Genomic DNA, 12,886 nt, shown 5'->3' on the forward strand with positions numbered 1-12,886 from the left:
CGTTTACGGCGTGGACTACCAGGGTATCTAATCCTGTTTGCTCCCCACGCTTTCGCGCCTCAGCGTCAGTTACAGCCCAGAGAGTCGCCTTCGCCACTGGTGTTCCTCCACATCTCTACGCATTTCACCGCTACACGTGGAATTCCACTCTCCTCTTCTGCACTCAAGCTGCCCAGTTTCCAGTGCGACCCGGGGTTGAGCCCCAGGATTAAACACCAGACTTAAACAGCCGCCTGCGCGCGCTTTACGCCCAATAATTCCGGACAACGCTCGCCCCCTACGTATTACCGCGGCTGCTGGCACGTAGTTAGCCGGGGCTTTCTTCTCAGGTACCGTCACTCCGTTAGCAGTTACTCTAACGGACGTTCTTCCCTGGCAACAGAGCTTTACGATCCGAAAACCTTCATCACTCACGCGGCGTTGCTCCGTCAGACTTTCGTCCATTGCGGAAGATTCCCTACTGCTGCCTCCCGTAGGAGTCTGGGCCGTGTCTCAGTCCCAGTGTGGCCGTTCACCCTCTCAGGTCGGCTACGCATCGTCGCCTTGGTGAGCCGTTACCCCACCAACTAGCTAATGCGCCGCAGGCCCATCCGTAAGTGACAGATTGCTCCGCCTTTCCCAAGTCCCTCATGCGAGAGACTTGCGTATCCGGTATTAGCTACCGTTTCCGGTAGTTATCCCAGTCTTACGGGCAGGTTGCCTACGTGTTACTCACCCGTCCGCCGCTAAGTTTATCAGGAGCAAGCTCCCGATAAACTCCGCTCGACTTGCATGTATTAGGCACGCCGCCAGCGTTCGTCCTGAGCCAGGATCAAACTCTCCAATAAAGTGTTTGACTTGCTCATTTAGAAAAAACTGACGAGATTTAATCTCGATTTATTACTCACTCGTTGTTCAGTTTTCAAAGATCAACTTCGTTATCACCTTATCGGCGACAACTTTTATAGTATATCACCCTTTTGAGAAACTTGCAAGACTTTTTTATTCAACTATTCAATTCCAGTCTTACTCAGCCTTTCACAAATCTCAGCGGGTAAGTAATAATATACCCCAAAACGAACCTAAAAATCAACCCTAGGAAAGAACTTCCTCGATATACAGCTGTCTGTCCACAACCAAATTGACAATTCGTCCTTGAACGGAGACCATTGGGCGCGTCGGGTGATTCCGGTCAGAGAATATAATCTCCCCTTCACTCCCATCGCTTAAACGTACCCGCGTCCCGTTATGGAATTGGGTCACCTTATCCATGAAGGTTTGCACAACGCCAGGATCCAGCTTGCCAAATGCCTCAGACCGGATTTCCTCCAGCACTAAATAAGGAGATTTCGCTTTACGGTATCGGCGGTTTAACGTCATGGCATGAAAAATATCCGCCACGCTAACGATTTTCGCGTAGATATGAATTTTATCGCCGGTCAACCGGAACGGATACCCCGTACCATCCATCTTCTCATGATGTTGCAACGCCGTCAGCCGAACGCCCTCATTAATCGCAGCAGTTTTGCGCAGCTGCTGATAGCCATAGGTCGTGTGCATTCGCATTTCATCAACTTCTTCTGGAGTCAACTGCGTTGGCTTATACAGAATCATCGGATCGATTTTCGTATTACCAATATCGTGCAGCAATCCGGCAAATGCCACCTGCATCCAATCTTTCTGGGGCAACCCATGCCATTGCGCCAGCAAATAGGACGTAATCGAGCAGAGAATGGCGTTATGATACATATAATCGTATTCGTTCATATTGCGCGGGATAAACGTCAGCACATTGTAATGCTTCAACTGACGGAAGAGCGCCTCCAACTGATTGCGGAGCTCGTAAATCGGCAACTCTGCAGCCAATACGGATTGAAACGCGCTTTTCGTTAAATGCAACATCCGGTCGTATTCGAGGTGCAACGAAGTCAATGGACTCATCGTCACTTGACTTGCGGTCCCGGCCGTCGCCTTTCCTGCTGCTCCTGTCGAAGCTAACTTGGTAGATTCATGGACCTCTGTCGCTTTACGCTCGGGAACCACAAAGTCTTCCACTTCAATCTGTTGGATCATAAAGGCGCGCAGGATGTCCAAATCCCTCGGAAGCAAAACCTTGCCCTTCTGCAACAAAAGACCACCCAATGGGCTATATACGTGATTATTCAGTTTAACTCCCGGTTTAACATCTGCGATTGAGATACTTACCATCCTTTATTCTCTCCTTAGGGTAAGACTAGGAATCCCGAGTCATTTTAAATCCCAGTATTTTCTAGGTACAAAGAACTAGTGTTCTTTAATCCTATTATAGTACTTCGGCAAAATAGCAAGCAATCTTTCTTTTTTCTAGATAAAAAGTACACCGCAATCACTTCCGTACCGTCAATCAAAAAAACGAGCCTTAGACTTGATTCTAAGGCTCGTTTACTCCTAAGGTTGGGCCGTTATTCCTAACTTTCCAGCCATGTTGTCCCGTAAACCAGGAAACTCAATTATTCTTCGTTGTGATCTTGTTCAGATTCCAAGCTTTGACCTTCAACTGCTTGGCCTTCGTCCTGGGAGGACTCAGCTTCTACGTCTTGGTCTTCTTCCTCGCTCTTATCCGTACGGCAAACCGTCGCCACGGCATCGTCCTCACGGATATTAATCAGCTTCACGCCTTGCGTGTTCCGACCCATCGTAGAAATGCCTTCCATGCTGGTCCGAATCAGCGTACCGCTGGCGGTAATAATCATCAGATCCTCTTCATCCTTAACGACTTTGAGTCCGACGACCGTGCCGTTCTTCTCTGTGACATTAATCGTCTTAATCCCCTTACCGCCGCGGCTTTGCGTGCGATATTCGGAAACTGGGGTCCGCTTCCCGTAACCTTTGGCGGTTACGATCAGGACATCCTGCCCCGGAACCACAACATCCATGCCGATGACGGAGTCGCCTTCATCCAGCGTGATCCCTTTTACGCCGGTAGCCGCCCGCCCCATGGAGCGTACATCGCTTTCTGGGAACCGGATCGACATCCCTTGTGCCGTACCCATGATCACTTCTTCATTGCCATCGGTCAGCTTCACATCAATTAACGTATCGTCTTCGCGCAGGTTGACGGCAATCAATCCGCCTTTGCGGATATTGATATAGTCTTCGATTGGCGTCTTCTTGACGATCCCCTGCTTCGTAGCAAAGAACAAATACTTGTTATCATCAAAACGCTCAACCTCGATGACCGCATTAACCGTCTCGCCCTGTTCAATCTGAATCAGGTTAATAATTGGCGTCCCCCGAGCCGTACGTCCCAGCTCTGGGATCTCGTACGCTTTGAGGCGATACGCCTTCCCGCGATCGGTGAAGAACATCAGATAATGGTGGGAGTTCGTCACGAACAAATGCTCCACGAAATCATTATCCTTGGTGTCCATCCCGACGACGCCGCGCCCGCCGCGCTTCTGGCTGCGGTACGTTGTCACCGGCAATCGTTTGATGTAGCCGGTATGCGTAATCGTGATGACCACTTCCTCTTGAGGAATCAAATCCTCGTCGAGGATGCTTTCTTCGCCGATCGTAATTTCCGTACGGCGTTCATCCGCGTAGCGGTCACGGATTTCCTGCAGCTCATCAGCGATAATTTTCAGCACGAGCTGTTCATTGGCCAGAATTTCACGATATTCAGCGATCTTCTGGAGCAATTCGTTATATTCTTCTTCAATCTTCTCGCGCTCCAATCCGGTTAACCGGCGGAGTCTCATATCGAGAATCGCTTGGGCTTGTTCGAGGCTCAGACCAAACCGAGTCATCAAGCCTTCACGAGCTTCTTCATCCGAATTCGATCCCCGGATCAAAGCGATCACTTCATCGATGTGATCCAAGGCAATTCGCAAGCCTTCCAGGATATGTGCCCGGGCTTCGGCTTTCTTCAAATCAAATTCAGTACGCCGGCGAACCACTTCAACCTGATGCTGCAAGTAATGACTTAAGACATCTTTCAGCGTCAGAATCTTCGGTTCATTGTTTACAATCGCCAGCATATTAATGCCAAAAGTGCTTTGCAGCGCCGTATGCTTATACAGGTTGTTCAGCACGACGTTCGGATTGACATCCCGCCGAAGCTCGATCACCACACGCATGCCTGTACGGTCCGACTCATCGCGCAAATCGGTAATTCCGTCAATTTTCTTCTCGCGAACCAATTCGGCGATTTTTTCGACCAGACGGGCCTTGTTGACCTGATAAGGCAGCTCTTCCACGACGATCCGCGCTTTGTTGTTATGCTCCTCAATCGTGGTCTTCGCCCGCATCGTAATGGAGCCGCGTCCTGTTGTATACGCCTGACGGATCCCCGAGCGGCCTAAAATATAAGCAGCCGTAGGAAAATCCGGACCTTTGATATAATCCATCAATTCCAGCGAACTGATCTCCGGATTCTTAATCAACGCATGAACCCCGTCGATGACTTCCCCTAAGTTATGCGGAGGGATATTCGTTGCCATCCCAACCGCGATCCCCGATACCCCATTCACCAGCAGGTTCGGGAAGCGGGAAGGCAGCACGACCGGTTCCTGCTCCTCACCGTCGTAGTTCGGCATGAAATCGATGGTTTCTTTATTGATGTCACGCAGCATTTCCATAGCGATTTTGGATAAACGCGCTTCCGTATACCGCATCGCTGCAGCCATATCCCCGTCGACCGAACCAAAGTTACCATGGCCTTCGACAAGCATATATCTCATCGAGAAATCCTGCGCCATCCGTACCATCGTCTCGTAAACGGCGGAATCACCGTGAGGATGATATTTACCGATGACTTCACCGACGATTCTCGCTGACTTCTTAAATGGTTTGTCCGGATGCATTCCTAAATCCGACATCGCATAGAGAATGCGACGATGCACCGGCTTCAAACCATCCCGCACATCCGGCAACGCACGGCTGACAATAATGCTCATGGCATAGTCCATAAAAGACTCGCGCATTTCCACATTAATGTCCCGATCTATGATTTGAGAGAATTTTTCTTCCGCCATGCTGGACCTCCTTCATAATCTATCCACGTGCCTTCGTATGGGAAAAAGCCCGAAAAACCGCCACTTTCATTATATTACTTTCACAATTCAAGCTCAATTAAACGTGACCGGCCTTGAAACACGATCCATGTAGACAGCAAAAAATTAGGGATGTGTCCACTCCCATCGAATCGAACGTTCATACACTACGGATATAGGCATTTTCTTTGAATCGCTGAAAAAGCTTATAAAATCCCCATATCTTATAATTATACCATTGTTTTTCTCTTCTGTCCTATGTTTTTCGCATAACGCGCAGATGACAACGGGCCGTCTTTCCGGTCCGAAAGAAAGGAAGGATAAACGTTTTGACGATCCAACGTATTGCAAGCAAGTGGGAGAAAACGAGAGTGATCTACCAGAAGGAATCTCTTCGTCCCTACATTCCGGATACGCGAAAATATTCCTATGAGCATCTTCAGGATATGCTGGAGGAATACGGCTATGTCTTCGTCAAACCGGATCACGGCACCTATGGCATCGGTGTGATGAGCATTGAGAAATGGACGGATGACCTGAGCCCAGGCAGCCCGCTTCAGTATAAGCTTAGATACGGAATTGAATACGAGCTCTACCCCACGATCGAGGAGCTTCATGACGCGCTTGTCGCCAAGATGGGATCTAAACCTTACCTGATCCAAAAAGGCATCCGTCTCCTCACCTACCGCCGCCGCAGGTTCGATATCCGCGCGCTCGTCCAGCAGACCCCGCGGAAGACCTGGGAAACCACCGGATTTATCGGGAGGATTGCCGCCCAGCAGAAGGTCATCACCAATTATCACGGCGGCGGCAGCGTAATGCTGATTGAGGATCTGCTCAGCCCCTATATGACCCCTAAAGAGTTTGCCGAAAAATACAAGGAAATGAAGTCCATTGGCGTTCAGGCCGCCATCCAACTTGCTCGGAAGTTTCCGCAGCTCAAGGAAATCGGATTGGACATCGCTATCGACGAAGATCATCGGATCTGGATCTTGGAAATCAATACAAAGCCCGCTCTCTTCCCCTTCAAAATGCTCCATCCGAAAGAGGTCTATCAAAAGATCCGGCGTTACGCCACCGCTTACGGCCGACTGAAAGCGAAATCCGCCAAAGCAAAATAGAAAAAAGGCTGTTCCCATTCTTCCGGATGTAAGTCCGGAGAGTATAGAACAGCCTTTTCTATTGGCTCCCGCTATCCCTTAGATATCGAGATTCTTAACGTATTTCGCATGCTCGTGAATGAATTCGCGCCGTGGTTCGACGTTATCCCCCATCAGTGTATCAAAGATCGCATCCGCCTGGATGGCGTCAGAGATCGAGACTTGCTGCATTACACGGCTCTCCGGATCCATTGTGGTCTCCCAGAGCTGTTCCGCATTCATCTCGCCTAGACCTTTGTACCGCTGCACATTCACTTTCGCGCCCTCACCAAATTCAGCGATGATTTGATCGCGTTCTTTCTCAGAGTTCGCGTAACGAACCACCTTGTTGCGTTCGATCTTAAAGAGCGGCGGCTGCGCGATGTAAACATACCCTGCCTCAATGATTTTACGCATGTAGCGGAAGAAGAACGTTAAGAGCAATGTACGAATATGCGCCCCGTCGACGTCAGCATCCGTCATGATGATAATCTTATGGTACCGTGCCTTCGAGATATCAAAATCTTCACCAATCCCGGTGCCAAGTGCCGTGATGATCGCCCGAATCTCCGCATTCCCGAGGATGCGGTCAAGCCGTGCTTTCTCGACGTTCAAGATCTTACCGCGCAGCGGCAAGATCGCCTGGAAGTGACGATCCCGTCCTTGCTTCGCCGATCCGCCCGCCGAGTCACCTTCGACGATATACAGTTCGCTGATCGAGGCATCCTTCGAAGAGCAGTCTGCCAGCTTGCCCGGCAGGGCGCTGACTTCCAGTGCACTCTTACGCCGCGTCAGTTCGCGAGCCTTCCGGGCAGCTTCCCGCGCCCGCGAAGCTTGAAGCGATTTCTCCAAAATGCGCCGGGACACGGACGGATTCTCATCCATGAACTCCTGCAGCTTCTCGGCAAAGAGCGATTCCACGATCCCGCGGACTTCACTGTTGCCCAGCTTGGTTTTCGTTTGCCCCTCAAACTGAGGCTCTGGAATTTTGACGGAAATGATCGCTGTTAACCCTTCGCGCACATCATCCCCGGTCAAGTTGGAATCGTTCTCCTTAATCATGCCCGACTTGCGTGCATAATCGTTAATGATCCGGGTCAGGGCACTCTTGAAGCCGGACTCATGCGTCCCGCCCTCGTGAGTATGAATGTTGTTGGCGAAAGAAAAAATATTCTCCGTATAGCCATCGTTATATTGCAGTGAGATTTCCACCTGGATCATATCCCGCTGACCTTCAACGTAAATTGGATCCTCATGGAGCACTTCACGGTTCTGATTCAGGAAGCGGACATACTCCATAATGCCGCCTTCGTAGTGGAACGACTCGCTCTGACCTGTCCGTTCGTCCGTCAGCGAGATGTTGATCCCTTTGTTCAGGAAAGCGAGTTCGCGAATCCGCGTCAGCAACGTATTATAATCAAAGACCGTCGTCTCTGTAAAAATTTCAGGGTCCGGGTAAAACGTCGTTTTCGTTCCCGTTTCCGTCGTGTCGCCGATTACCCGTACGTCGTATTGAGGTGTGCCGCGGTGGTATTCCTGCTGATAGATATGACCGTCGCGCTTAACTTCAACGATCACCTTTGTCGACAGGGCATTTACGACGGAGACACCTACACCGTGCAAGCCCCCGGATACTTTATACCCGCCGCCGCCGAATTTCCCCCCGGCATGAAGCACAGTCATGACGACTTCCAGCGTCGACTTCTGCAGCTTTTCATTCATCCCAACCGGAATCCCCCGGCCGTTATCCTCAACCGTTACGCTGTTATCAGGATGCACCGTAACACTAATTTTGTTCGCATAGCCGGCCAGCGCTTCGTCGATACTATTGTCTACGACTTCCCATACCAGGTGATGCAGGCCGCGTACGCTAGTAGACCCGATGTACATCCCTGGACGTTTGCGCACCGCTTCTAAGCCTTCAAGCACCTGAATATTACTCTCGTCATATGTTTGTTCGTTCATTGACAATGCCTTCACCTACTTCTTTAGAATCAAATTCAAGGCTAAACCGCCAAAATCACGTTCGCTTTCTTCTTCAGCGTAGCGGAGGAGATCGGCGAGTAATAGATCTCGTTTTGGGTCACGACAATAGACTTCGGTTCCTCCTCACCGATGCGTACCATGTTCTTCGTCTCCAACGCATGGCTGAGGAATTGCTTGGATATTTTTGAAGACTTCTCGATCGTGATATCGAAAATTGCAATCAATTCCGAAGAGAGGATCACCTTTTCTCCGCCCAAATGTATATACATCCGTTTCCCTCCGTCCTTAACCTTGGACTTGTCCTTCCTGAACATGAAAAATGCTGGCGTCCTGTAACCGGCTTGCATTGATGCTCTCGATCCCTGTAGCCGTGATGAACGTCTGCACTTTACTCTGAAACGTTTCGATCAATTGGGTTTGGCGGTACGGATCCAGCTCCGACAACACGTCATCCAGCAAGAGAATCGGGTATTCGCCGATTTCCTCATGAATGAGTTCAATTTCCGCCAGTTTCAACGATAATGCCGTCGTCCGCTGCTGGCCTTGGGACCCATACACCTGTGCTTCATTGCCGTTGATAATAAACGACAGATCATCGCGATGCGGTCCACACAGCGTCATCCCGCGGCGAATCTCCTGATCCTTCATTTGTGATAACTTTATCATAAATTGCTGCAATAGGACAGCTTCATTTTCTTCTTCGGCTGTGCCAAAAGAGGGGAGATATGCCAATTTCAAGGTTTCGCCGCCTCCGGTGATTCCCTCGTGAATCTGCTCCGCCCACTTTTGCAGTTTACTTATAAATTGTTTCCTTTTTTTGATAATTTTAACACCGTGTTGGACCAGCTGTTCGTTCCAAATCTCCAACATCGTCGTGATTTCGGGACCAGCGCCCCAAGCCTGTTTGAGCAAGTTATTGCGCTGGATCAGCACCTTCTGATACTGCTGCAAATGATATAAGTAACTCGGCTGTACCTGCCCGATCTCCATGTCAAGAAACCGGCGCCGTACCCCGGGAGTTCCCTTGACGATTTCCAGATCCTCCGGAGCAAACATCACCACATTCATTGCCCCGATAAAATCACTCAGCTTCCTCTGTTCCAGACCATTGAGCTTCGCCTTCTTGCCTTGTGGAGATAGTCGAAGCTCGAGTTGGACTGGGCCGTACTTCTTCTCCACCTCCGCGGACACCAGCGCATGGTCGCTGCCGAACGCGATCAGCTCCTTGTCTTTGCCGGTCCGGTGCGACTTCGTCAGCGCAAGGACGAATAACGCCTCAAGCAGGTTCGTTTTCCCTTGGGCATTCCGCCCGATGATCAGGTTCACGGCGCCGAAGGCGTCCAGCGTAAGGGTACCGTAATTCCGGTAGTTTTGCAGCGATAAACGATTTACAAACACGTTCTAAGCCCCCTCATTCTCCGCCAGTCCTCGGCCACAGGGCCACAGGCAGGCCACTTCAGGGAGCTTGTTCTCCCGCCACCTGAAAAGAGCCGCAACCTTCCACCTCAACGCGATCGCCCGGATACAATTTCCGGCCCCGCCGCTCTTCCGGTTCGCCATTCACCTTCACAGCACCTTCCTGGAGGATCGCCTTGGCCATCCCTCCGGTTGGCACGCAATCCGCCAGCTTCAGGAAAGAATCTAATTTAATATATTCGCTCGAGATGGGAATTATTTTCATGAGGAATCGGTTTCCTTTCTGTTGGTATCGCCAAAATGCTTCCGCTGGAAACATGCTATGACGCCAATGATCTTAGTTCGTTGTCCGGTATGGAAGAATCAGATATAAGCTCTGGCTGTCGTCCACCGGTTTAATGATGATCGGGCTCATCGCGCCTGTAAACCCGATGTGCAGCTGCTCGCTCTCTACGACCTTCAGAACGTCCAACATATATTTCGAGTTAAAGGAAATGCGCAGTGGATCCCCCGAAAAATGGGCTACATCCAACTGCTCCGTAACCTTACCCAACTCCGAGGAGCTGGAGGAAATTTCGATCGTTCCGTCTTCCATCGTTTGCAGGCGGACGATATTCGTCTTTTCCTCACGAGACAGCAAATAAGCGCGGTCGATCGAATCGCTTAATTTCTTCGTATCCAAGATCAGTTCTGTTTTATACGTGGTCGGAATAATCTTGGAAGTATCCGGATAAGTCCCGTCGAGAATGCGAGTGTAGAACAATACGCGATCAATTTTGAATAACACCTGGTTGTCAGCAACGACGATTTCAACGCGCGTATTTTGATCCGGGATGATTTTGCTCAGCTCGTTGAGCGTTTTACCGGCAATAACAATGTTGCTGAATCGTACGCCCTCTGCATCATCCAGACCGGCAATCCGGCTGGCCAGGCGGTGGCGGTCCGTTGCTACGAATTTGAACTGGTTATCTGCCAGGTTCCAGAGTACCCCAGTTAAGATCGGCGAAGTTTCGTTTGTTGAAATGGAAAATACCGTTTGCCGAATCATGTTCTTCAACAAATCGCCGGGAATCGAAATGACCTGATTTTCTTCGATGCTCGGCAATACAGGGAATTCCTCTGGATCCAGACCTACCATTTGGATATCAGTTGATCCGGAACGGATAAAGGTTTGGAATCCGTCCTGCACCTCCATTTCGATTTCGGAGGAAGGCAGCTTCTTGATGATCTCGACAAAGAACTTCGCAGGCAACACAACGCTCCCCGGACGCTCGACTTGTACGATTTGCTTCTCCTGATCCTCCGCCGGAATAAAGGCCTGAATCGAAATGTCCGTATCGCTGGCCGTCAGAGTCATCCCTTGAAAGTTCACATCCAGCTTGATCCCGGTCAAAATCGGAATCGTGGTCCGGCTCGAAATCGCCTTGGATACGTGTTGGATCGATTCATTGAGATCATGCTTCAAAATACGGACTTTCATAAATTCAACTCCTAAAAGTGGTTATGAAGCCTAAAGCTTCTATGGGCATACTTCACATGAAACATTAAGCAAAATTTCAACACTGCCTCGAAAGGGAACCGTCATAATTTTGACCTCCGAAGCATAATTTTGAGGTATGTACGGTGTTGAGGCGGTTCATGCATCCATCCTTATGATCTTCTTCGTTGAACTGGACAAGCGCAGCGGTTGTGACTTCTGCAGTGAGCGGCTTGTCCGCTACTTATGAAGATGTTTATATCTTTATAGATTAGAAGAAGTAGTAGGGGCACTGAATATGTGGATAACAATTGAAAAAATATGAAATGAAGCCTATCCACATGTGCATATCATGTGCATAGGCTTATCCCTTATTCAGGTAGCACTTTTTATTTTTTCGGTTATGTTGTTGATGATTTTATAGAGCTCCTGATCGGTTTTGAGCTGCTGGGTGATTTTCTCATGCGCATGGATGACGGTTGTATGGTCTCTTCCGCCAAAAGCATCGCCGATCTTCGGCAGCGAGAAATCGGTGAGCTCCCGGGCCAAATACATGGCGATTTGCCGCGGAAACGCGATCGCTTTGGTTCTTTTGCGCGCCTTGAAGTCGTCCAGCTTCAAATTGTAATACTCGCCAACCTTCTGTTGAATGTCCTGGATCGTGATCATCTTCGGACGACTGGATGGGATAATGTCCTTGAGCGCTTCAGCGGCCAAATGAGTCGTAATGTCCTGATTGATCAAGGAAGAGTAGGCGACGACACGGATGAGTGCTCCTTCCAGCTCGCGGATGTTCGTATCGATCTGATTGGCGATGTACATCATCGCTTCGTTAGGGATATCGAGGTTCTCCGCTTTAGCTTTCTTCCGCAAAATAGCGATCCGGGTCTCCAGATCCGGCGGCTGTATATCGGTGATCAGTCCCCATTCAAATCGGGAGCGAAGCCGTTCTTCCAGCGTCGGAATTTCCTTCGGCGGACGGTCACTGGAAATAATGATTTGCTTGCGTTCTTCATGCAACGCATTAAATGTATGGAAGAACTCTTCCTGAGTTGATTCCTTGCCGGCCAGAAACTGAATGTCGTCGATCAGCAAAATATCAATATTGCGGTATTTGTTACGGAAGCTTTCCGCGCGGTTATCCCGGATGGAGTTGATGAATTCATTCGTGAATTTCTCGGAGGAAATGTACACGACTTTACTGCTGGGGCTGTGTTCCAAAATGTAATGGCCAATCGCATGCATCAGATGCGTCTTGCCAAGTCCCACACCGCCGTAGAGGAACAGCGGATTGTACGCCCGCGCCGGTGCCTCGGCGACCGCCAACGAAGCGGCATGAGCAAACCGGTTGCCGGAGCCAATAACGAAGGTGTCAAACGTATACTTCGGATTAAGCATATGGGAAACGCTTTCCTCGCTTGGGACGGGAGCGGGGGGTTCCTTATAAACCTGAGCTTGCTCGGGGGGAGCCGACTCTTCGATCACGAATGAGACATCCACCTGCTTGCCGATCACCTCGAATACCGTCGTTGCCACCAGCTTGGTGTAGCGGCTCTCGAGCCATTCCACAGCGAACGTGGTCGGAGCGGAGATCACAATTGACCGATCGGTTAAGGAGACGACCTTCGTCGCCTTAAACCAAGTGTCAAAGCTCGGTTTGCTTAATTTCGTATTAATAATAGATAAAATATGTTGCCATATTTCCGAAGTATGGCTGTCCACAGACTGTCACTCCTTTTAAATCTTCCAATTGTGGCTTAAGCCATGCAGAAAGAAGTCGAAAAAACATAAATAAAGGGGAATTTTATCCCCAATGTTCAGTAAAGTATAATCATTATAAAATAATTTATTTTCGAATT

9 protein-coding genes and 1 rRNA gene are annotated in these 12,886 nt (G+C 49.7%); 1 reads left to right on the top strand and 9 read right to left on the bottom strand.

Going from position 1 to position 12,886, the window contains the following annotated elements; all coding sequences use genetic code 11:
• The 3 genes from RW092_RS10520 to gyrA all read right to left on the bottom strand — a co-directional run.
• Positions 1–827: ribosomal RNA gene (locus RW092_RS10520) — 16S ribosomal RNA — on the bottom strand; the annotation flags it as partial.
• A gap of 247 nt (positions 828–1,074) precedes the next feature.
• Positions 1,075–2,187, bottom strand: a complete 1,113-nt coding sequence (locus RW092_RS10525; RefSeq protein WP_028540083.1) for an HD-GYP domain-containing protein — start codon at positions 2,185–2,187, stop codon at positions 1,075–1,077.
• A gap of 281 nt (positions 2,188–2,468) precedes the next feature.
• Positions 2,469–4,991 carry a DNA gyrase subunit A gene (gene gyrA / locus RW092_RS10530; RefSeq protein WP_316010184.1) on the bottom strand — a complete coding sequence of 841 codons (2,523 nt, stop codon included), beginning with the start codon at positions 4,989–4,991 and terminating at the stop codon, positions 2,469–2,471.
• Between the two features lie 347 nt (positions 4,992–5,338).
• On the opposite strand from gyrA, the gene RW092_RS10535 reads away from it, so the two are divergent.
• The gene (locus RW092_RS10535) at positions 5,339–6,130 is read left to right on the top strand and encodes a YheC/YheD family protein (protein ID WP_085279486.1); all 792 of its coding nucleotides are present in this window, start codon (positions 5,339–5,341) and stop codon (positions 6,128–6,130) included.
• A 78-nt stretch (positions 6,131–6,208) separates the two neighbouring features.
• Here the strand turns inward: RW092_RS10535 and gyrB are convergent, their stop codons facing one another.
• From gyrB to dnaA, 6 genes are all read right to left on the bottom strand, one after another.
• Positions 6,209–8,113, bottom strand: a complete 1,905-nt coding sequence (gene gyrB / locus RW092_RS10540; protein WP_085169969.1) for a DNA topoisomerase (ATP-hydrolyzing) subunit B — start codon at positions 8,111–8,113, stop codon at positions 6,209–6,211.
• Between the two features lie 41 nt (positions 8,114–8,154).
• Positions 8,155–8,403: an extracellular matrix regulator RemB gene (remB, locus tag RW092_RS10545; protein ID WP_316010185.1), complete on the bottom strand. Its 249-nt coding sequence runs from the start codon at positions 8,401–8,403 to the stop codon at positions 8,155–8,157.
• A 16-nt stretch (positions 8,404–8,419) separates the two neighbouring features.
• Positions 8,420–9,532 (bottom strand): DNA replication/repair protein RecF, encoded by a 1,113-nt coding sequence (gene recF, locus RW092_RS10550; RefSeq protein WP_316010186.1) that lies wholly within the window; start codon positions 9,530–9,532, stop codon positions 8,420–8,422.
• A 58-nt stretch (positions 9,533–9,590) separates the two neighbouring features.
• Entirely contained in the window at positions 9,591–9,815 is a 225-nt protein-coding gene (yaaA, locus tag RW092_RS10555) for a S4 domain-containing protein YaaA (protein WP_016314594.1), read from the bottom strand.
• Positions 9,816–9,887: 72 nt separating this feature from the next.
• On the bottom strand, positions 9,888–11,030 hold the full coding sequence (dnaN, locus tag RW092_RS10560; RefSeq protein ID WP_028540078.1) for a DNA polymerase III subunit beta: 1,143 nt from the start codon (positions 11,028–11,030) through the stop codon (positions 9,888–9,890).
• A 372-nt stretch (positions 11,031–11,402) separates the two neighbouring features.
• On the bottom strand, positions 11,403–12,749 hold the full coding sequence (gene dnaA, locus RW092_RS10565; protein ID WP_016314593.1) for a chromosomal replication initiator protein DnaA: 1,347 nt from the start codon (positions 12,747–12,749) through the stop codon (positions 11,403–11,405).
• Positions 12,750–12,886 lie beyond the last annotated feature (137 nt).

Source organism: Paenibacillus sp. 3LSP (genome assembly GCF_032465655.1).
Taxonomy (GTDB): domain Bacteria; phylum Bacillota; class Bacilli; order Paenibacillales; family Paenibacillaceae; genus Fontibacillus; species Fontibacillus barengoltzii.

Excerpts from the sequence above, each read along its gene's own strand:
- gyrA (WP_316010184.1), bottom strand. The coding sequence starts at position 4,991 with ATGGCGGAAGAAAAATTCTCTCAAATCATAGATCGGGACATTAATGTG.
- gyrB (WP_085169969.1), bottom strand. The coding sequence starts at position 8,113 with ATGAACGAACAAACATATGACGAGAGTAATATTCAGGTGCTTGAAGGC.
- RW092_RS10525 (WP_028540083.1), bottom strand. The coding sequence starts at position 2,187 with ATGGTAAGTATCTCAATCGCAGATGTTAAACCGGGAGTTAAACTGAAT.
- remB (WP_316010185.1), bottom strand. The coding sequence starts at position 8,403 with ATGTATATACATTTGGGCGGAGAAAAGGTGATCCTCTCTTCGGAATTG.
- dnaN (WP_028540078.1), bottom strand. The coding sequence starts at position 11,030 with ATGAAAGTCCGTATTTTGAAGCATGATCTCAATGAATCGATCCAACAC.
- yaaA (WP_016314594.1), bottom strand. The coding sequence starts at position 9,815 with ATGAAAATAATTCCCATCTCGAGCGAATATATTAAATTAGATTCTTTC.